The following is a 19,736-nucleotide window of genomic DNA, read 5'->3' as shown; positions in this document are numbered from 1 at the left end:
AAGGAAATCAGCTATCGACAGTCCGTTCATAAATCCTCCACAGGGTATTGTAAATGGTCCGAGGGACGCCAACCTTCGGCTCCAGACGGCATATGGTGAGGTAAGACTTTGAAGCGCATTGCCCTTGTCACGATCGGCACGCAAGGCGACGTTCAACCCTATCTGGCCCTTGCGATTGCGCTCAAGGAGCGCGGATATTCGGTTGTCCTGGGGGCCTCCGAAGAGTTCCAGGGCATGGTGGAAGGCTATGGAATCGAGTTCCACACGCTGGGCCCGTCGATCCAGTCGTTCCTGACGCAGCAGCGATTCGAGAATGCGATGAGCCAGTCCATGCTCATCAACGGGCCGAGCCTGTTGCGGCAGGGCCAGCAGATTGTCGATACGGCGGCGCGCCACGCCTGGCATATGTGCCAGGGCGCCGACATGCTGATCCTGAACATGAATACCAGCTTCGGCATCGACATTGCCGAGGCGCTGCATATTCCGGCCATCATGGTGGCCTTGCAGCCGCTGAACTCGACCAGCGAATTCCCGCTCTGCATCTATTACGGCGCCGATTTCGGCCCGGCCTTCAACAAGCTGACCTATACGGCGATGACCGTGCAGCAAATCTATTACAACCTGCCGCGCAACAAGCTGCGCCGCGAGCTGATGGGGCTGGATGCGCGCAAGAAGGGCGGCTTCTTCCGCAATACCGATGGCACATCGCTGACGACGCTCTATGCGTATTCGCCGATCGTGTCGCCGCGGCCGCGCGACTGGCCGAAAAGCGCGCTGGTGACAGGCTATTGGCAATTGCATGACCGGAGCGACTGGCAGCCGTCGGCCGAATTCCAGCAATTCCTCTCCGAGGGCGAGGCGCCGGTTTATATCGGGTTCGGCTCGATGCCGTTCGGGGCGGAGCGCAATACCAAGATTTTGAAGGAAGCCGTGGCCATGTGGGGTGGCCGCGCCGTGGTGGCCCGCGGCTGGGGCGGCATCAATCCGCAGGATCTGCCCGACAGCATCTTTGCCATCGAGAAGGCGCCGCACGACAAGCTGTTCAAATATGTCTCGGCCGTGGTCCATCATGGCGGCGCGGGCACGACATCGGCGGGGCTGCATCTGGGCCGGCCGACATTCGTGGTGCCGCAGACGGTGGACCAGCCCTATTGGGGCCGCCGCGTCTATGAGCTGGGCTGCGGACCCAAGCCGGTGCGCCTGCGCAAGCTGACCTCGGAAATCCTGGCCGGGGCGCTGGCGGACCTTTCCACCAACGAGGATTATCGCCGCAATGCCGCCGATGTGGCCGAGAAGCTGCATGCCGAGGACGGGGCGGAAAAGGCGATCAAGGTGATCGAGCGGGTGATGAGCAATTACGTGCCCCGCATGCCCAAGGCGAAGAAGGCGCGGAAGACGAAGAAGCCGGCGCTGAAGCTGGTGGGGTGAGACCTATTGGAGGCACGCCCTCGTGGTTCGAGGGTCGCTGCGCTCCCGCCTCACCATGAGGGCTACTGGTACACCGCATCAAGAGTAGCCCTCATGGTGAGGTGCGAGCTCTTCGCGAGCCTCGAACCACGAGGGCGTGCCTCCAATCCTATTCGTCGTTGCAGACCACTTCGAGATTGTTGCCGTCAGGATCGATGACGAAGGCGGCGTAGTAGGTCGGCGTGTAGTCGCGCAGGCCGGGGGCGCCGTTGTCCTTGCCGCCATGGGTGAGGGCGGCGGCGTGGAAGGCGTCCACTGCCTTGCGGTCATCGGTCTTGAAGGCCAGGTGGAGGTTGGAGCTGCCCTTGTCGTCGGCGCCGATCCAGAAATCGGGATAGGCGCGGCCCAGGCCGGCGGCGCCGGGATATTCCATCATCACGGAATAGCCAAGCGGTGCTAGTACCGCCTTGTAGAAGGCCATCAGGTTATCGAATTGCGTGGTGCGAAGGCCGACATGGTCCAGCATGGAATCTCTCCGGGTTCAGTTGCCCGGATGTCGTGCCACGCGCTGCTGACAGGGCGTGGCATGAGCCTTCAGCCGCTGCCGGGGCAAACAAAAGGGGAGGCTTTCGCCTCCCCTTTTCGTCTTGGCGATGGGCCCTGCCCTATTCGGCCGGAACCGCATCGGCGATGTCGAGCGAGTCGATGCTTTCGCCGGCGTCGTAGACGGACTGGTCGAGAATGCCCTGGCGCTTGGCGACGATGGTCGGGATCAGCGCCTGGCCGGCCACGTTGACGGCGGTGCGGCCCATGTCGAGGATCGGATCGACGGCGAGCAGCAGGCCGACGCCTTCGAGCGGCAGGCCGAGGGTGGAGAGCGTCAGCGTCAGCATGACGGTGGCGCCGGTGAGACCCGCAGTGGCGGACGAACCGATGACCGACACGAAGGCGATCAGCAGGTAGTGCTCGATGCCGAGCGGCACGCCGAAGAACTGAGCCACGAAGATGGCCGAGATCGCCGGGTAGATGGCGGCGCAACCGTCCATCTTGGTGGTGGCGCCGAGCGGCACGGCGAAGGCGGCATATTCACGCGGCACGCCCAGGTTCTTCTCCGTGATACGCTCGGTGACCGGCAGGGTGCCGATGGAGCTCCGCGAGACGAAGGCGAGCTGGATGGCCGGCCAGGCGCTCTGGAAGTAGCGGATGGGATTGAGCCCATTGCTCTGCAGCAGCACCGGATAGACCACGAAGAGAACCAAAGCCAGGCCGATATAGATGGCCGCCGAGTACCAGCCGAGCTGGGCCAGGGCATCCCAGCCATAGACGGCCACGGCATTGCCGAGCAGGCCGATGGTGCCGATGGGCGTGAGGCGAATGACCCACCACAGGATCTTGTGGACGATCTTGAGGAAGGAGCGGTTGAAGGCCAGGAACGTATCGGCGGCGGGGCCGACCTTGAGGGCGGCAATGCCGACCACGATGGAGATCACCAGGATCTGCAGCACGTTGAAGTTGAGGCTGGTGCTGGCGCCGCTATCGGTGACGCGGGTCGATGCCTGGAGGCCGAAGATGTTGGCGGGGATCAGGCCCTTGAGGAAATCGAGCCAGGAACCCGACGACGAAGGGGCGCGGGCCGCGGTTTCGGCGACGGCGGTATTGAGACCCGGCTGGATGATGAGGCCGAGGGCAATACCGATGGCCACGGCGATGAGCGCGGTGATGGCGAACCAGAGCAGGGTCTGCCAGACCAGCTTGGCCGCGTTCTGGAGTTCGCGGAGATTGGCGATCGAGGCCACGATGGCGGTGAAGACCAGCACCGGCACCAGAGCGCGCAGCAGCGACACGAAGGCGGAGCCGACGGTGGAGAGGGTCTGGACCAGCCAGTTGGCGCCGCCAGCGGCGTCAGGACCCATCTGGCGGGCGATGTAGCCCAGGATGAGGCCGATGACCATGGCTGCCAGGACCTGGAAGCCGAACGAGCGATAAAGCGGCTTCGGTGCGCGTGGCGCCCGAGCAGCAGAAACAGTGGTGGGTGACATGTGTTGACCTGCAATTAGCCGAGACGCCCGCCCAACAATTGGGCTGCACGCCTCGAAATTAAGCACGATTCTACTCGTTTGAACGATAATTTGCTGCGCAAGGCTTTTCGATTCCGCGCCGGGCCGGAAAAATTCCTGCCGAGGCGAAGCCATTCGCGGCAATGGCTATGCGGATCGGTCAGCTTCGGTCGAAAAGCAGCGTGGCGAGTCCGGCGACGAGAGCGGGCAACAGCAGCGCTGCGGCGAAGCCCAGGACGCGCGTGGCGAGCCCGGTATCGAACCAGGCCAGCGCCAGCAGGGCAAGGCCGGCCAGGCCATAGGCCAGGCCCGTGACGCGATGGACTATGCGCCAGGCGCGGTCGGAGCGCAGAGGCCAGGGCATCCGCAAGCCGGCATAGGTGTGCCGCTCGGCCTCGAAGAGGATGATGCCGAGCACGACCAGCACCACGCCAAGGGCAAAGGCGGTGACGCGGATGAAATCGAGATCGGAGCCTATGCCCGCCAGCAGCAGGCCGAGCTGGGTTGCGGCCACCACGCTCATCAGCGCGGTCAAAGCCGGATCGAGGATGTGCTGGGACTTGGCGTAGTGGTTTTTGGTCAGCAGGCGCCCGAGCAGGAAGAAGGTGGCCATGAGCAGGAGCTGGGCGACAGGCGCGACGAAGATGGTTTCGCGCGGCCAGAGCCAGTCGGCGGTATTGCCGGACCAGTGGGCGAGATAGATGAAGTCATCCGGAATGCGGAGGGCCCCTACGCCTGATATGGCCAGCGTGACCGTCAGCAGCAGGAGATGGAAACGGGTGACGAGGGTCTGCATGGGACGCATCCGGAAGCTGGCCACTTATAGGCGGCGATCGCTCGTTGGAAGACCACGCATAACTGGATCGTCACCCTCGGGCCTGACCCGAGGGCACTGTACTTACTGAGCGCTCCGCAAGTGCCCGAGGGTGACGGCCGGCGGCTTGGCGCGATCAGAACAGAAAAGGGCCGGTTTCCCGGCCCTTTGCAAATCGATCCGAAGCTTAGCGCTTGGAGAACTGGAACGAACGACGGGCCTTGGCCTTGCCGTACTTCTTGCGTTCGACGACGCGGCTGTCGCGGGTCAGGAAGCCGCCCTTCTTGAGGATGGGGCGCAGGGCCGGCTCGAAATAGTTCAGAGCCTTGGAGATGCCGTGACGCACGGCACCGGCCTGACCGGACAGGCCACCACCAGCGACGGTAACGACGACGTCATACTGGTCGGTGCGCTCGGTGGCGACGATCGGCTGCTTGACGATGAGCTGCAGAACGGGGCGCGCGAAGTAGGTGGCGAATTCACGACCGTTGACGACGACCTTGCCCTTGCCCGGCTTGATCCAGACGCGGGCGACGGCGTTCTTGCGCTTGCCGGTAGCATAGGCACGGCCCTGGGCGTCGAGCTTCTGCTCGTGCACCGGAGCGGTGTTGACGGCCGGAGCGACGGTGGTGGTGCCCAGGTCTTCGAGGGAGTTGATGGTTTCGGCCATATTACTTCACCCGCGCATTCTTGGAGTTCATCGCAGCGACGTCCAGCTTGGCCGGGTTCTGCGCTTCGTGGGGATGCTCGGCGCCCGAGTAGACGCGGAGGTTCTTGAGCTGGGCGCGGGTCAGCGGGCCGCCCGGCATCATGCGGCGGACGGCGTTCTCGAGCACGCGCTCGGGGAAACGGCCCTCCAGGATCTGACGGGCAGACCGGTCCTTGATGCCGCCGGGGAAGCCGGTGTGCCAGTAGAACTTGTGCTGGTCCAGCTTACGGCCGGTGAGCTTCACCTTGTCGGCATTGATGACAACGATGTTGTCGCCCATGTCCATGTGCGGGGTGAAGGTCGGCTTGTGCTTGCCGCGCAGACGCGAAGCGATGATCGAAGCGACGCGGCCCACCACGAGGCCATCGGCGTCGATCAGTATCCACTTCTTTTCAATCTCGCTCGGTTTTGCCGAGTAAGTGCTCATGCTAGAATTCCCTAGATTTCCTGGGGCTTGAAGCCTTCATCCAAGGAGGAAAGCAGCCCGTTCGGCCGCTCCACTAGAGCAGGATTCGATATGGGTCAAGCACCTTTAAAAGAACGTTGTATTTCAATGGCTTACGGATGCGGTATTATATTACCGCGCCGTGCCCAGTGAATGTGTCTTGGTGAGGTCGGCGAGATAGGCGCAGACGCTGGAAGCGAGGATGAAGGCCAGGCCCTGGTGGCTGACGGCCAGGTCGATCTGCACCATGGAGAGCAGCGTGGCGATGCCCAGCCCCACCTGCCCCAGCACCAGGATAGCGATGAGGACCAGCCAGCGATGCACACCGCCCAGCCCTGCCCTGCGGGCCTGCAGGAACAGCAGGACGGCGATCACGGCCGTAATGAAATAGGCCAGCATGCGGTGGTTGAACTGCACGGTCAGGCCATGCTCGAACATGGCGCGCCAGCCCGGTTCGTAGGCGCCCAGGCCATCGGGGATGAATTTGCCTTCCATCAGCGGCCAGGTGTTGTAGCCCATGCCGGCGTCGATGCCGGCCACGAAGCCGCCGGCGGCGATCTGGATCACCAGAAGCACGAGCAACAGGGCGATGGAGACCACGTTGAAGCGGGTGACTGTGCCCTCGGTGGGTTGCGGCCGCATGCGGCGGGCAACCCAGACCAGGGCCAGCAGCAGCAACAGGGCGGCGGTGAGGTGCGTGGCGAGGCGGTATTGCGACACTGAGGTCAGTTCGGTCAGGCCCGAAGAGACCATCCACCAGCCCAGAAAGCCCTGGAAGCCGCCGAGCAGGAACAGGCAGGCCAGCGGCACGGCCATGTCGCGGGTCAGGCGCTTTTGCAGCAGAAAGACCACGAAGGGAATGGCGAAGGCGAAGCCGATCATGCGGCCGAGGAATCGGTGCATCCACTCCCACCAGAAAATGCCCTTGAAGTCCTCCAGGGTCATCCAGTGATTGTAGACGTCATATTGCGGGATCAGCTTGTAGCCGGCGAATTCGGCCAGCCAGTCGGCTTCGTTGAGGGGCGGAATGATGCCGGAAATCGGGCGCCAGGTGGTGATGGAGAGGCCCGAACCGGTCAGCCGCGTCATGCCACCGACCATGACCATGCACAGCACCATGAGCGCGATAGCATAGAGCCAGATACGCACCGGACGCAGGCGGTCGCCGGCAATGGTGGTCTGGCTCAGTGCGGCATTTTGGACTGTTTTCACGGCGGTTTCCCGGTGTCGGTGGATGCGCGGGAGTGGTATGCCCGGCGAGACCTCCCTGCAATAGGCGCGATGCCGCACATGACCCAGCGTAACCGCAAAGCACTCGGAATCCTGCTGATCCTCGGCTCCATCGTGGCGTGGCTGTCGATCTTTACCTCGGTCTACCTGGCGTTTCCGCCCGGCCTGCCGATCTGGATCCTGATGCCCTATTTCATCGTGGCGGGCATGGGGTGGCTGTACCCGGCGATGTGGATCATCAGGTGGATGGCGAAGCCGGACGCTTAGGGGCACGCCCTCGTGGTTCGAGGCGCTGAAGAAGCGCACCTCACCATGAGGGCTACTGGAACACCGCGCCAGCAGTAGCCCTCATGGTGAGGCGGGAGCGCAGCGACCCTCGAACCACGAGGGCGTGGCACTTTATCCAGTCAATTTGCCCATAGCGGAGAAGATTGCTCCGGTAGCGAAAACATCGACATAGCGTCGGGACTGGAAGTATCCGTTTAAGGAAATACGCGGCAAAGCGTGTGGGACCTTGGCATGGCGGGCGTAGAGACCGCCGGGGCGGGTGGTGACGGCGGATTTGAAGCCGAGTTCGCGGGCGAGGTCGAATTCGCGCTGGCCGGCGGAGAGCGGGCCGCCAAGCGGGTAGGAGAAATGCGCCGGGCGCTGGCCGAACTGGGCCAGGAGAATATCGGCGGACTGAGCCATTTCGTTGCGCGCCTGTTCGGCGGGCAGCTTGGCCAGCTCGTAGTGATGCACGGTGTGGGCGCCGATAGTGCAGAGCGGGTCGCCGGCGAACAGGCGCAATTCCTGCCAATCCATGATCAGGTCGCGGCATTGCTTGTCGAGATCGTAGCCATAGGCGGTGGCGAAGCTGCGCATCAGCTTAACGCGGTCGGCTTCCGGCATCCTGCGCATCTGCCAGTAGAGCGTGTTGAAGGCCTCGTTCTTCTGCGCCGTGGTGCTGGTATCGACATAGTCGATCTGGCCGCCCGAGGTCATGGCGATGGCCTGCTGGCGGGCAATGATGTCCTCGATGGCCTGCCACCACAGTTCGCCGACGCCATCGACCAGGGCCGTGGGCACGTAGAGCGTGAACGGGACGTCGTGCCGGCGCAGGACGGGCAGAGCGTGGCGCAGGTTGTCCTTGTAGGCATCGTCGAAGGTCAGCACCACGAAGCGGCGGCCGGAAGTTGGCGCGGCGAGGCGTTCGAGGGCTTCGTCGAGGCTGACGATGTCGAGATCGAGGTCGCGGACCCGCTCGATGACATAGTCGAGAAAGTCCGGCCGCACCTGCAGGATCGCATTGGGCGAGAAATCGGCGGGTTCTTCGGGCAGTACGCGATGCAGGGTGAAGATCACCCCGCGCGACGACGACAGCGCCCGCACCAGGCCGGGCAGCCGCGACAGCCACAGAGCCTCGAACATGGCGCGGATGGCCGCATATCTGGCTGACATCACGTCTCCGGATCAGGCCGCAACGCGGGTGGGCGCGGCCGCGACCTCGCAGCGCTCGAAGCCGGCAGCCAGCAGATGTTCGCGCATCCCCGCGACAGCGGCCAGATCGTCGTCATCGCCGGCAACCAGCACCAGCCGTCCATCCAGGTCATCGAACATCGACAGGGTGGACGCCTTGCCGACGCGCCCGGTCATCAGCACCACCACTTCGTAGATGTCCCCCAGGGCCTCGATCAGGGTCAGGGGCTTGGTGGAACTGGCATCGATGATGCGCCCCTGCCCCCAGGACACTTCGGCAAAGCTGTTGTCGGCGGATTTCTGCACCACGTCGCCGAAGCTGGCGGTATCGAGGCTGAGGTCGGACAGGCCCGGCTCGTCGCCCGGCTGCACGCTGCCAGCATCGACCAGCGCCACGCTGAGGCCACGCGCCAGGGCGCCGGCCACGAGCTCTTCGGCGAGAGCGGCGCAATCGGCATTGTTGCGATGCGCGGCCAGGATCAGCAGGTGCGTGCGGCCCAGGACGAGGTCGGAGGACAGGTCGGCGAGGGCAACCAGGCTCGGAAGCTCGGGGGATGGCGCCTCCGGCAGCGGGGCCGGCTCGGCTGGTGGCGTGGCTGGAGGCACGGGCGCAAATGCCGGCTCCGGGACCGGATGGCCGACATAGGTCGCATCGGTCAGCGCCTGGATGAAGCGCTCGACGTTGGAGCGGGCCGAAGCCGCATCGGCCTCTGGACGCTCAGCAATGTCCTCGGTCACGACGGCCGGCGCTGCTTCGGCTTCAAGTTCCGTTTCGGGCTCGGGTTCAAGTTCCGGTTCGGATGCCGCTTCGGCGGGTAGCGCCATAGCGGCGAACGGTTCGGCTGGATCTTCCCAGCGCTGTTCGGGTTCGAGTTCGGCCTCGATGAAGGGAACCTCGTCCAGTTCATCCTGGAGACGTTCGGGCTGCTGGACGGGCACGATGGCGCGGCCGGACATCAGTTCGCCGAAGATGATGATGCCGAGTTGCGTCGCCAGCGCGACAATGCCGACGGCCAGCAGGATGAGCTGGGTCTTGGGCGAGGCGGGCGACACGGATGGCGCGGCGACGCTGACGACGCGGACATCGGGCAAGGCCGAATTGGACTCGGTGCGCGACACGGCTTCGCTGTAGCGCTGCAGGTAACCTTCGAGCAGGTCGCGCTGCGCCTTGGCTTCGCGCTCGAGACCATCGAGGGTAACGGTATCCTGGGTTGCGGTGGAGGCGGAGGACTTGGCATTGGCCAGGTCGGCCCGCAAAGACACTTCGAGATCGGCCTCGATCTGCGCTTCGGCTTCGAGCGCATTGGCGACGCGGCGGCCTTCGAGGGTGATCTGGTTGTTCAGCTCGGCGATCTGGGCGGTGAGCGCCAGGATGGTGGGGTGATTGCTGAGCAGGGTGGCGGAACGCTGGGCCTTTTCGCCCTGCAGACGCGCCTTTTCCTGGCTGAGCTGCTGGATGACCACCGACTCACGGACATCTGCGACGCCATCGATGGGCTGGCCCTGCTCGATCATGCCGCGAATAAGGGCAGCGCGGGACAGAGCGGTATTCTTGCGTTCCTGCGCAGCGCTGATCTGCGTAGCGATGGTGGAGAGCTGCTGATCGGCCAGGCTGGTATTGTTGGAGCCGATGAAGAGGTCGTTATCGACCTTGAAATTGGCGACGGCAGTCTCGGCGGCGGTGACCGAAACGCGCAGCTTGGCAATCTCGTCGGCCAGCCAGCCGGACGCCTCGGCGGTATCGGACAGCGACAGTTCGGCGCGGCGCGCCACATGCGCATTGGCGACGGCATTGGCAATATCGGCGGCCAGTTGCGGGCTGGTGGAGCGCACCAGCACAGAAATGATGCGCGAATCGCGCTCCTGGATGACCGTCAGGCGATCATAGAGGTTGTTGAGCACGACCTCATCGACGCTGACCGGCGTCGACCGGCGGCCGAGCAGTTGCGAGACGATGGCGAAGGGCGAAAAGCCGCCACCGCCGGCGCCGTTGAATTCAGGCACCGAGCGCAGGTCGAGCCCGTCGATGACCGGCAGCAGCGTGTCGCGCGACTTGATGAGTTCGATCTGGCTGGACACCACGCTGGCATCGCCGCCCGAAGCGCTGGGCACCTGCTCGTTGGAGGCGCGGAAATAGATGTTGCTGCGCGGCTCGACCAGAATGGAAGCCGACGATTCATAGAGGCGCGGCATGAACATGACGATCACGAATGTCACGGCCAGCAGGCCCGCCGTGACAATGGCCACGCGCGACAGCCGCTGCACCACAGCGCCAATAACCGCGCTGACATCGATCCGAGCGTCGCGCGCCATCTGCGACTCAAACGCCATTGCCATCCCTCGTCCTGTGGTCCGGTTTATCGCCTCGACGTGGTAATCAATCCGTTAACCCATTTGCAGATCGCAAGAATACGGTGTTGGCGGAAGGACTTTGTTAACCACGACGGCGTGACATTGGCGCAGCTTAATTGCCTGGGATTCTCATGCGCTGGCTGCCCATTCTCACGATCGCGCTGATGCTGCCGCTGGCAGCCTGCGCCTCCACGCGCCCGGCGACATACCTGGTCGAGACCAAGGGCCCCTATCAGCTCGATACCGGGGATGCGGTGCGGGTCACGGTGTATGGCGACACGGAATTGAGTGACACATACCGGATCGACGACAGCGGCGCGATCGCGTTTCCGCTGGTGGGGCCGGTGCAGGTGCGGGGCACAACCACCAATGTCGCTGCCGGACGGCTCGCCGCAGCGCTGGCGAACGGCTATATGCGCAACCCCGACGTGGCCGTGGAAGTGGCGGAATACCGGCCATTCTTCATCCAGGGCGAAATCAAGAATGCCGGGCAGTTCCAATATGTCTACGGCATGACCGTCAGGGCGGCCATCAGCACGTCGGGCGGATTCTCCGACACCGCCGACCGCGGCCGCGCCGTGGTCTATCGCCGGCAGGGCGACCAGATGGTCAAGGGCACAGTGGACCTCGACTTCCCCATCTATCCGGGCGATACCATCGTCATTCTCGAACGCTGGTTCTAGCAGGAGCAGATCGATGGCCGGGGGCAAGCTGCGCATCCTGCAGGTCATGCGCGCGCCGGTCGGGGGGCTGTTCCGGCATGTCGCGGACCTGACCCGCGCGCTGGCTGCCAATGGCCATGATGTGGGCCTGGTGGTCGACAGCCTTGCCAATGACGCGCAGACCGAAGGCAAGCTGGCCGAACTGCTGGCTCATGCCAGCCTCGGCATTCATCGCTTCGCCATGCCGCGCGTGCTGGGTGGCGGCGATCTCAGGACGCCCTTCGCCGTCCGTAGGCTGGCCCGCAGGCTCAATATCGACGTGATGCACGGACATGGCGCCAAGGGCGGCTTCTATGCGCGCCTGGCGCTGCTGGGGGGCGGCAAGGCCGTGGCGCTCTATACGCCGCATGGCGGGGTGCTGCATTTTTCCAGGGCCTCGACATCCGGGCGGCTGTTTCACCGGCTGGAGCGGTGGCTGATGGCCCGGACGGGCGCGATCATTTTCGAAAGCGCCTATGCGCAGGCGACCTATTCGGCGCTGGTCGGCGAGCCCACCTGCCCCGCCGAAGTCATCCACAATGGCCTGGCGCCCGAGGAATTCGTGCCGGTGCCGCCGGCCGATGACGCGGCGGACTTCGTGTTCGTGGGCGAATTGCGCGACCTCAAGGGCATTCACATCCTGGCCGACGCGCTGGCCGGGGTGAAGCGGGCCGATGGCAAGCCGGCCACGCTGGTCATGGCGGGCGACGGGCCCAGCCGGGCGGAACTGAAAGACCAGGTCGTGCGGTTGGGGCTGAGCCAACGCGTGACCATGCTCGGCGCGCAGCCGGCGCGGCCGACCTTTGCCAGGGGACGGGTGGCGGTGGTGCCCTCGCTGGCCGAGTCCCTGCCCTATGTGGTGCTGGAAGCCGCGGCCGCCCGGCTGCCGGTGATTTCCACCAGCGTCGGCGGTATTCCCGAGATTTTCGGCCCGACCTCCACCAGCCTGCTCCCGGCGGGGGATGCCGTAGCGCTCGGCGCGGCGATGCAGCGGGCCATCGACGACCCCGCAGAGGCACAGGCGGAGATGGCGGCGCGCCTTGCCCATATCGAAAGCCGCTTTTCGCTGGCCACCATGACCGACGGCATCGAGGCGCTTTATCGGGCAGTATTGGCGCGAGCTTGAGGGTTCGGCTTCATCGAGTTTAAACGCCTTGCGGCGACAATACCGGCGAGATTTTCGTCCTGGTAGCGTCCCATGTATCGAGTTGATCCCAAGCAGGCCGTGCTGGAGCACGCATCCAGGCAGAGCGTGGCAGACGAGTCGGGGCGACGGCTTTCCGACCAGGCGGAGGCCATTATTGCCGCGCCGGCGGAACGCAGCATTTCGGGGGCGGTGGTGGTGGGGCTGGCCCAGGTGGTCGAAGCCGTGCTGCTGGCCGCGCTGGGCTACGGGATCTACCAATATTACGTCGAGCCGGGGCAGCCGGCCTTCTACGTTCCCGTCATCCTGGCCGCATGCCTATTGGCCAATGTGCTGTTCAATTCGGCCCGCACCCATCGCATCGCGGCCTACCGCACCGTGTTCAATCAAACCGGCAGGGTGCTGATCGGCTGGACGCTGGTGATGACCGCGGTGACAGTGGGCATTTTCTTCTTCAAGGCGGGAGACGTGTTTTCCCGCGTCTGGCTGATCAGCTGGTTTCTCGGCGGCGCCGCGCTGCTGGTTGCCTTCCGCATCGGCCTGCGCGCTCTGGTACAAAACTGGACGGCCGCGGGACGGCTGCGCCGCCGCACCGTGATCGTGGGCGGCGGCAAGGATGCCGAGACGCTGATCGCGCAAATCGAGGCCGGCGCCAGCAACGATATCCGGCTGCTGGGCCTGTTCGACGACCGCATCGACGACCGGTCGCCCGATATGGTGGCCGGGTATGCCAAGCTGGGCAAGGTGGCCGACCTCATCGAATTCGCCCGGCGGACGCCGGTCGACCTGGTGATGGTGTCGATGCCGCTCTCGGCCGAAAAGCGGGTGCTCGACATGCTGACCCAGCTGTGGGTGCTGCCGGTGGACATTCGGCTGTCGGCGCATATGAGCAAGCTCAAATTCACCAACAAGGCTTATTCCTATGTCGGGGACATCGCTGTGTTCGACATGGCCGACCGGCCGATTTCGGACTGGAACCTGGTGTTCAAGTGGGTGTTCGACAAGCTGGTGGCACTGACGGCGCTGATCCTGCTGTCGCCGGTGATGGTGGCCGCCGCCATCGCGGTCAAGCTCGAGAGCAAGGGGCCGGTGTTCTTCATGCAGAACCGGCACGGCTTCAACAATGAGCTGATCAAGATCTACAAGTTCCGCTCGATGCGGACCGATATGCTCGATGCCGGGGCGGCCAAGCTGGTGACCAAGGGCGACCCGCGGGTGACGCGCGTCGGCAGGTTCATCCGCAAGACTTCCATCGACGAGCTGCCGCAACTGTTCAACGTACTCAAGGGCGAATTGTCCATCGTCGGCCCTCGCCCGCATGCCTTGCAGGCCAAGGCCGAGAACAAGCTCTATTACGAAGCCGTGGAAGGCTATTTCGCGCGCCATCGGGTGAAGCCGGGCATGACGGGCTGGGCGCAGGTTAACGGCTGGCGCGGGGAAACCGACACGATCGACAAGATCATGCAGCGGGTGAACCACGACCTCTATTACATCGAGCACTGGTCGATCCTGTTCGACCTCTACATCGTGGTGATGACGCCGGTGTCGCTCGTCGCCAAGAACGAGAACGCCTATTGAGCGCAGCCGGAACCCTTGATGGCCATGCAGGGGCCGGGTCCAGAGGACTCGGCCTTGCCGTCATTCGCCTGCGTGCCATGCGCCTGCTCGACGTGATGGTGGGGGTATGGATCTTCACCGGCGGGCTGGTGCTGTTCGAGCCCTCCCCGTACGAGTTGACCTTTCTCATCGTGCTGCCACTGGCCTTTGTGGCCGGCCTCGGGCTCTACCGGTCCACCTTCGGGCTGCTGGCGCTGCTGCTCGCCTTCGTTCCTTTCGCACTAATCGCCTGTTTCCAGGTGCGCTACACCCCGATCGGCAACGCGCTGATCTTTTCCATCGTCACCATCTTCCTGCTGCTGACCAGCTATTTCGTCGCCAATTACGTGGCGGAGGCCACCGAGCGGCGGATGCGGATCGTCATGAATGCCTATACGGCCATCGCGGTGATCTCGGCGCTGGTGGGCACGCTGGCCTATCTCGGCATCATGCCGGGTGCCGATATCTTCCTGCGCTACGGCCGGGCCAAGGCGGCGTTCAACGACCCCAATGTCTTCGGTCCGTTCCTGGTGCTGCCGGCCATGTATGCGCTGCAACGCATATTGCTGGCTTCGGGGCGCACGGCCGTCGTCGCCGCTATCATCTACATGGTGCTGTTCGTAGGGGTATTCGTCAGCTTTTCGCGCGCGGCATGGGGGCATTTCGCGCTGTCGTCGCTGATCGTGCTGGTGCTGTGCTTCTGGCTGGAAGCGGCGGCACGCGACAAGGTGCGCATCATGATCATGTCGCTGGTGGGCGCGGCAATGCTCGTCGTGGCGCTGGCGGGGCTGCTCAGCATCCCCCAGGTGGCCGACCTGTTCGAGACCCGCGCCGCCGGACAGAACTACGATTCAGGGGAAACCGGGCGCTTCGGCCGGCAGGGCTATGCGTTCGAGCTGGCTCTCGATCATCCGCTGGGCCTTGGCCCGAGCGAGTTCCACAACCTGCGCATCATCGAGGAGCCGCACAATGTCTATGTCACGGTGCTGCATGTCTATGGCTGGGGCGGCGGGGCGCTCTATTACCTGCTGATCGTCCTGACCCTGTGGCGCGGCATCGCGGCGCTCACCCGCCCCTCCCCCTACCGCCTCATGATGATCCCGTTGGTGGCGACCTTCGCCATGCTGGTGGGAGAGTCGGCGATCATCGATTCCGACCACTGGCGCCACTGGTACCTGCTGGTCGGGCTGATCTGGGGGATAGCCAGCGCCATCGGCAATGACGACCGCCGCGGTGCCCCCCGCGCGCAGATGCTGGTCTGACCGTCTACGGCCAGAGGGCGCCGCGCAGGTAGCGTTCGGCCAGTTGCGCCGTGCCATCGGCAAAGCCCTGCATGTGCTGGCGGGCCAGGCTGGTTTCGGCATGCGAGCCGATCCAGGCCAGCAGCGCCATGCGGCGCAGCATCACCATGGCGTCGATCGCCGCCAGGTCATCGGCGCTGAGCCGGCGCACCGACTGGTAGCCCTCCAGCCACGCGGCCTTGAGCGCCGGAACGGCCGGATTGGCCTCGTGGAAGGAGATGGCTGCGGCGAAATCGTAGGTAAACCAGCAGAAGCCGCAATCGTCGAAATCGATCAGCGTAACGTTGTCGCCATCGACCAGAACATTGCCCAGCCGCATGTCGGCATGGACAAGCCCATAGCGGTCGGGGCTGGTACCATAGGCGGCCAGGCGCAGCCAGAGTGCTGAATCCAGCCGGTCGAGAATGGGCCGGTTGTCGGTGTTGACACCCGGCGCCATGCGCCAGTCGCCCCAGGGCCCGTCGGAATCGAGAATGGTCGCGGCCTGCCAGACCTGCCGCTCGAAGCCGGGCGGACGCTGCCAGGTGGTGGCATGGTTGTGCATGGTAGCGGCATAGGTGCCGAGCGTGCCGAACAGCTCGCCCAGATTGCTGTCGGGCTGCGGCTCGCTGCCGGCAATATGGCGGAACAGCACGGCCATCCGCTCGCCGCGCGGGCTGTCGAAGCGCTGCAACAGGCGCCCGTCGCGGCCAGGAACCGGCTCGGGAATGGCGAGCGCGGTATCGCGGCGCAGGGCCATCAGCCAGGCCAGTTCGCTCTCGATAGAGCCCCGCGACTGGTAGCCGGCGCGATGCACCCGGAGCGTGAAGCTGCCCTGGCCCGGTGTATCGAGCTGGAAGGTCTGGTTCTCGGAATGGTTGATAAGGCGGGCGGAGCCGCCTGCAACCTCTGCCCAGGCTGACAGTGCGGGCTCGACTTCAAGCGCCGTCAGCGGCATCGGCAAGGCTCCACACTGGCAGCGCCGCGCCGATGCCGGCGCAACGCAACGAATACAAGAGTGAAAATGGTCGGAGCGGCCGGATTTGAACCGACGACCCTTTGTCCCCCAGACAAATGCGCTACCAGGCTGCGCTACGCCCCGACTGCGCGGACAGATAGAGATTCCGGGGTTTTGGTGCAACCCCGATTTTAGAGAAAAGGGAACAAACTACGCTTTTGTGGCCTCCGGCGACGGGCCCAGGCGTTGCATATCAGGGTCGGCGCGCCAGCATGGTCAGAATGGCGGAAACCGCCGTGGCGTAGCCTTCGGCGCCCAGTCCGGCCATGACGGCATCGGCGCGCATCGAGACATAGGAGCGGTGGTAGATCGGCTCGCGCCGGTGGATGTTGGAGATGTGGAACTCGATCACCGGGCCCTCGAACATCTTGAGGGCATCGAGGAGGGCGAGCGAGGTAAAGGTGAAGGCGGCAGGGTTTATGATGATCCCGGCGCCCTCGTCGATGGCCTCGTGGACGAGGTCGATCAGCTTTTCCTCGCTGTTGGTCTGGTGGAACGCGATGGGCCGGTCGCCGGCGGCGGCGCGGCAAATCTGCTCCACCTCCGCCAGCGTCGTGGTGCCGTAGATGGATGGCTCGCGCTTGCCGAGCCGGTTGAGGTTGGGGCCGTTGAGGACATAGAGCGGTTTCATAGGCCAGCCCCGCCATAGCCGAACATCCTGGGCAGAAACAGCACCACGTCGGGCACGAAGGTAAAGAGCAGCAGCGACGCGATCAGGCCCAACAGGAAGGGCAGGACGTCGGCGACGATATCCTTCATCGGCGCGCCCGATATACGCGTCATGATGAAGAGCAGCAGGCCATAGGGCGGCGTCACCAGGCCGAGCATGATGTTGACCACCACGACCACGCCGAAATGCACCATGTCGATGCCCAGCGCCTGCGCGGTGGGGATCAGCACCGGCACGATGACCAGCAGGATGGTGGTACCTTCGAGCAGGCAACCCAGGATCAGCAGCAGGATGTTGACCGCGATCAGGAAGGTGATCGGGTTGAGATCCCAGGCGAGCAGGACGGCGCTGAGGCTGTGCGGGATGTTCTCGACGGTGACCACGTAGTTGAACACCAGCGCGCCGGCGATCAGCATACCGATGGACGCGGTGGTCTTGGCGCTGGTCAGCAGCGCCGCATAGAGGTCGGGCAGGTTGACGCTGCGATAGACCACGATGGAGACGACCAGCGCGTAGAAGGCGGCGACGGCGGCCGCTTCGGTCGGCGTGGTGATGCCGCCATAGATGCCATACATCAAGACGATCGGCATGAAGAGCACCGGCAGCGCCTGCCAGGTCATCTTGGGCAACTGGCGCAAAGGCACCGGCTTTTCGACCGGGAAATTGCGCGTGCGGGCGGTGACGGCCACCTGGATCATCATGACGCCAGCCATCAACAGGCCCGGAACAACGCCAGCCAGGAACAGGTAGCCGATGGAGGCATCGGCGACCAGCGCATAGAGCACCATGGGAATGGAGGGCGGGATGATCGGCCCGACCACGGCGGTGACGGCGGTCAGCGCGGCGGCGAAGCTGGGCGTATACTTGTTATCCTGCGTCATCATGTGCTGCATCATCTTGCCCGAGCCGGCCGCATCGGCGATGGCCGAGCCGGACATGCCGGCAAAGACGATGGATTGCAGGATGTTGACCTGGGCCAGGCCGCCCCGGAAGCGGCCAACCACGGCGTCGCACCACTTCAGCAACCGTTCGGACAGGGTGCCTGAATTCATGATCTCGGCGGCGAGGATGAACAGCGGCACGGCCAGCATGATGTAGTTGGAATACATGCCGTTGAGAAACTGCTCGGCAACGATCCCCATGTCCTGCCCGCGCATCAGCAGGTAGAGCACAGAAGCGCAGATCATGGAGAGGCCCATGGGCAGGCCGAACACCGACAGCACGATGATCAGGCCGAGGGCGAGGGTGAAAGCAAGAGAGAGGGTCATACGCCGGAGCTCGCCTTGGTGGGATCGAACGCGCCGGGACCCCTGCCCCATATCGCCTGGCAGCCGAGCCAGAACTGGCGGATGATCGTTGCCACCGCAAAGATGGCGTAGATGGAATAGAGCCAGTCGAACCGGATCTTGAGATAGGCGGTCTTCTCGACCTTCATGAACGTCACGTAGTCGATAACCGCCGGCAGCGAGATGACGAAGAAGAAGATGAGCGTGATGGCGGTGATCGCCACCATGGCCCGCCGCCAGCGGTCGCTGACTGCCGAATAGAGGATGTCGAAGCGGATTTCCTCGCTGTCGCGCACCACGAAGGCGGTGCCGAACAGCACCATCCACAACCACATGACGACGCTGATTTCATGCGTCCAGCCGATGGGAAAGTTGAGGATGTAGCGGAAGACGATCTGCAGGATGAACACCGAGAACATCACGGCGAGCATGGCTGCGAGGACGTTTTCGGCGCGCGCATGCAACCACGCGCCGAGGCCGGCAAGTCGGGAATTCATCAGCAGTCTCCGAGGCGGAGGTCTCGCCGGATGCGGCGGCACCGGAGTATCGGTACCGCCGCACCCGAAGATCAGTCTAGAGGGCGTTGATGCGATCGATCACGCCTTCCGGCCAGTCCTTGGCCAGGTCGGAGTCCAGATACATCTGCTGGGCATGGCTGCGGAACGCTTCCAGGTCCGGCTCGTAGATGTCGAGGCCGACGGTCTTGAACTGTTCCAGCAGCTCGGCTTCGCGGTCGAGATGGGCCTGCTGGCTGAAGTCGATAGCGGCCGTCGCGGCGGTCTGCACCTTCTCCTGCTGTTCAGGTGTCATCGCATTCCAGGCATCGCCCGAAATGACCAGCAGGTCATAGCCCACCAGATGCGAGGTCAGCACGATCTGGTCCATCACTTCATAGAACTTCATGTTCTCGACGTTGGGGAGCGGATTGTCCTGGCCGTCGATGGCGCCCGTCTGCAGGCCCGTATAGACCTCGGCATAGGCCATCGGCGTGGGGTTGGCGCCCAGTGCCTCGCCCAGGAACTGCCAGGCGTCGCCGCCGGGCATGCGCAGCTTGATGCCGGCCATGTCGGCGGGCGTCATGATTTTCTTGTCGCCGCGCAGGCCGACCTGGCGGGCGCCGAAGTAAGTCGGCCCCAGAATGTGGATGCCGAGCTGGTCTTCGGCCATCGCCTTGAACTCGGCGCCGACGTCGCTGTCGAAGAAGGTGCGCAGGTGGGCCGCATCGCGGAACAGATAGGCCGAAGTCAGCACCGACCAGGCCGGAATCTGGTTGGAGACGTCCTGCGGGGCGATATTGCCCATTTCAAGATTGCCGCGCTGCAGCGCCACCAGCTCGGTGCCCTGCTTGAACAGGTTGCCGCCGTAGTAGGGTTCGAGAGTGAAATCCTCGATGATCTGGCCGGCGAACAGGTCCATCATTTCGGCGCGGATATCTTCGGCCGAGAACACCGCCGAGAACCGCAGCACGGGCTTATCCTGAGCCATGGCGGGCATTGCAGCCGCCAGCATCAGGCTACCGAGCAGCACCGCGCGGCGCGTAAATCCAAAACGCATTGTCATCCTCCCAAT

The 19,736-nt window shown here is 64.2% G+C and carries 19 protein-coding genes and 1 tRNA gene; 6 read left to right on the top strand and 14 right to left on the bottom strand.

The features are described 5' to 3' along the window. Positions 1 to 108: 108 nt before the first annotated feature. On the top strand, positions 109 to 1,428 hold the full coding sequence (locus tag ASD80_RS04435) for a glycosyltransferase (RefSeq protein WP_056229547.1): 1,320 nt from the start codon (positions 109 to 111) through the stop codon (positions 1,426 to 1,428). A 148-nt stretch (positions 1,429 to 1,576) separates the two neighbouring features. On the opposite strand, the gene ASD80_RS04430 is transcribed toward ASD80_RS04435, so the two are convergent. The 6 genes from ASD80_RS04430 to ASD80_RS04405 all read right to left on the bottom strand — a co-directional run bounded on the left by ASD80_RS04430 (position 1,577) and on the right by ASD80_RS04405 (position 6,644). Continuing rightward, positions 1,577 to 1,933 carry a VOC family protein gene (locus ASD80_RS04430; protein ID WP_056229544.1) on the bottom strand — a complete coding sequence of 119 codons (357 nt, stop codon included), beginning with the start codon at positions 1,931 to 1,933 and terminating at the stop codon, positions 1,577 to 1,579. Positions 1,934 to 2,072: 139 nt separating this feature from the next. Continuing rightward, positions 2,073 to 3,446 carry a dicarboxylate/amino acid:cation symporter gene (locus ASD80_RS04425; protein ID WP_056229541.1) on the bottom strand — a complete coding sequence of 458 codons (1,374 nt, stop codon included), beginning with the start codon at positions 3,444 to 3,446 and terminating at the stop codon, positions 2,073 to 2,075. Between the two features lie 178 nt (positions 3,447 to 3,624). Then, positions 3,625 to 4,260, bottom strand: coding sequence for an SdpI family protein (locus ASD80_RS04420; RefSeq protein WP_056229539.1), 636 nt, complete (start codon positions 4,258 to 4,260; stop codon positions 3,625 to 3,627). A gap of 205 nt (positions 4,261 to 4,465) precedes the next feature. Further along, the gene (gene rpsI / locus ASD80_RS04415; RefSeq protein ID WP_056229536.1) at positions 4,466 to 4,948 is read right to left on the bottom strand and encodes a 30S ribosomal protein S9; all 483 of its coding nucleotides are present in this window, start codon (positions 4,946 to 4,948) and stop codon (positions 4,466 to 4,468) included. A gap of 1 nt (position 4,949) precedes the next feature. Further along, a complete protein-coding gene (gene rplM / locus ASD80_RS04410; protein WP_056229535.1) occupies positions 4,950 to 5,414 on the bottom strand; it encodes a 50S ribosomal protein L13 in 465 nt (154 codons plus the stop codon). A 150-nt stretch (positions 5,415 to 5,564) separates the two neighbouring features. After that, positions 5,565 to 6,644: a COX15/CtaA family protein gene (locus tag ASD80_RS04405; protein ID WP_056229531.1), complete on the bottom strand. Its 1,080-nt coding sequence runs from the start codon at positions 6,642 to 6,644 to the stop codon at positions 5,565 to 5,567. Positions 6,645 to 6,722: 78 nt separating this feature from the next. Here ASD80_RS04405 and ASD80_RS04400 point away from each other — a divergent pair, with 78 nt between their 5' ends. Continuing rightward, the gene (locus tag ASD80_RS04400) at positions 6,723 to 6,929 is read left to right on the top strand and encodes a DUF2842 domain-containing protein (protein ID WP_162247313.1); all 207 of its coding nucleotides are present in this window, start codon (positions 6,723 to 6,725) and stop codon (positions 6,927 to 6,929) included. Between the two features lie 132 nt (positions 6,930 to 7,061). Here the strand turns inward: ASD80_RS04400 and ASD80_RS04395 are convergent, their stop codons facing one another. Together ASD80_RS04395 and ASD80_RS04390 are read right to left on the bottom strand one after the other, a co-directional pair. After that, the gene (locus ASD80_RS04395; RefSeq protein WP_082555046.1) at positions 7,062 to 8,102 is read right to left on the bottom strand and encodes a polysaccharide deacetylase family protein; all 1,041 of its coding nucleotides are present in this window, start codon (positions 8,100 to 8,102) and stop codon (positions 7,062 to 7,064) included. Between the two features lie 12 nt (positions 8,103 to 8,114). After that, positions 8,115 to 10,451: a GumC family protein gene (locus ASD80_RS04390; RefSeq protein WP_162247312.1), complete on the bottom strand. Its 2,337-nt coding sequence runs from the start codon at positions 10,449 to 10,451 to the stop codon at positions 8,115 to 8,117. A gap of 152 nt (positions 10,452 to 10,603) precedes the next feature. On the opposite strand from ASD80_RS04390, the gene ASD80_RS04385 reads away from it, so the two are divergent. The 4 genes from ASD80_RS04385 to ASD80_RS04370 all read left to right on the top strand — a co-directional run bounded on the left by ASD80_RS04385 (position 10,604) and on the right by ASD80_RS04370 (position 15,175). After that, positions 10,604 to 11,155: a polysaccharide biosynthesis/export family protein gene (locus ASD80_RS04385; RefSeq protein WP_056229520.1), complete on the top strand. Its 552-nt coding sequence runs from the start codon at positions 10,604 to 10,606 to the stop codon at positions 11,153 to 11,155. A gap of 13 nt (positions 11,156 to 11,168) precedes the next feature. Then, positions 11,169 to 12,299 (top strand): glycosyltransferase family 4 protein, encoded by a 1,131-nt coding sequence (locus tag ASD80_RS04380; protein ID WP_056229519.1) that lies wholly within the window; start codon positions 11,169 to 11,171, stop codon positions 12,297 to 12,299. A gap of 72 nt (positions 12,300 to 12,371) precedes the next feature. Further along, positions 12,372 to 13,895: an undecaprenyl-phosphate glucose phosphotransferase gene (locus tag ASD80_RS04375; RefSeq protein WP_056229516.1), complete on the top strand. Its 1,524-nt coding sequence runs from the start codon at positions 12,372 to 12,374 to the stop codon at positions 13,893 to 13,895. After that, entirely contained in the window at positions 13,892 to 15,175 is a 1,284-nt protein-coding gene (locus tag ASD80_RS04370; RefSeq protein WP_156460324.1) for an O-antigen ligase family protein, read from the top strand. Before ASD80_RS04375 ends, ASD80_RS04370 begins: the two co-directional genes overlap by 4 nt. 4 nt (positions 15,176 to 15,179) lie before the next feature. Here ASD80_RS04370 and ASD80_RS04365 read toward each other — a convergent pair whose 3' ends face one another. The 6 genes from ASD80_RS04365 to ASD80_RS04340 all read right to left on the bottom strand — a co-directional run bounded on the left by ASD80_RS04365 (position 15,180) and on the right by ASD80_RS04340 (position 19,721). Beyond that, positions 15,180 to 16,151 carry a phosphotransferase enzyme family protein gene (locus tag ASD80_RS04365; RefSeq protein ID WP_056229511.1) on the bottom strand — a complete coding sequence of 324 codons (972 nt, stop codon included), beginning with the start codon at positions 16,149 to 16,151 and terminating at the stop codon, positions 15,180 to 15,182. 67 nt (positions 16,152 to 16,218) lie between these two features. Then, positions 16,219 to 16,295: transfer RNA gene (locus tag ASD80_RS04360), tRNA-Pro, on the bottom strand. Positions 16,296 to 16,404: 109 nt separating this feature from the next. Further along, a complete protein-coding gene (locus ASD80_RS04355; protein ID WP_056229508.1) occupies positions 16,405 to 16,842 on the bottom strand; it encodes a type II 3-dehydroquinate dehydratase in 438 nt (145 codons plus the stop codon). Beyond that, a complete protein-coding gene (locus tag ASD80_RS04350) occupies positions 16,839 to 18,149 on the bottom strand; it encodes a TRAP transporter large permease (RefSeq protein ID WP_056229505.1) in 1,311 nt (436 codons plus the stop codon). The genes ASD80_RS04355 and ASD80_RS04350 overlap by 4 nt, the downstream gene beginning before the upstream one ends. Then, positions 18,146 to 18,664 carry a TRAP transporter small permease gene (locus ASD80_RS04345; RefSeq protein WP_056229503.1) on the bottom strand — a complete coding sequence of 173 codons (519 nt, stop codon included), beginning with the start codon at positions 18,662 to 18,664 and terminating at the stop codon, positions 18,146 to 18,148. Before ASD80_RS04345 ends, ASD80_RS04350 begins: the two co-directional genes overlap by 4 nt. Before the next feature lie 76 nt (positions 18,665 to 18,740). After that, the gene (locus ASD80_RS04340; protein ID WP_056229500.1) at positions 18,741 to 19,721 is read right to left on the bottom strand and encodes a sialic acid TRAP transporter substrate-binding protein SiaP; all 981 of its coding nucleotides are present in this window, start codon (positions 19,719 to 19,721) and stop codon (positions 18,741 to 18,743) included. Positions 19,722 to 19,736 lie beyond the last annotated feature (15 nt).

This window comes from Devosia sp. Root635 (assembly GCF_001427605.1).
GTDB lineage: Bacteria > Pseudomonadota > Alphaproteobacteria > Rhizobiales > Devosiaceae > Devosia.
This window is presented reverse-complemented; position numbering and strand designations above follow the sequence as displayed.